The 221-nt window shown below is 72.4% G+C and carries 1 pseudogene; it reads right to left on the bottom strand.

Annotated elements, in window-relative coordinates:
* Window positions 1-221 (bottom strand): annotated as a pseudogene (locus tag OO71_RS51160) (ferritin-like domain-containing protein); the annotation flags it as partial.

Here is a 221-nt window from a genome sequence, read left to right as displayed (position 1 = left end):
GTACCTGCCCGGGGCTGCGGCTGTAGGCGATGCCGTTCGCGTCGGCCGGCACGATGTTCGCGGTGCCGTGGCTGTCGATCACGCCCTGGTCGTCGTCGGTGGGGCCGTCGAGGCTGTCGCGGGCGTCGGACAGCTTGACCGACGCCTTGCGCAGGTCCGTGCTGAACAGGCCGCTGCCGAGCAGGCCGCTGCCCCGCTGGTAGAGCGCGCTGCGGATGGTG

This window comes from Amycolatopsis jejuensis (assembly GCF_000717335.1).
Lineage (GTDB): Bacteria > Actinomycetota > Actinomycetes > Mycobacteriales > Pseudonocardiaceae > Amycolatopsis > Amycolatopsis jejuensis.
Note: the sequence above shows the minus strand (reverse complement) of the source record. Positions and strands in the feature narration are given on the sequence as shown.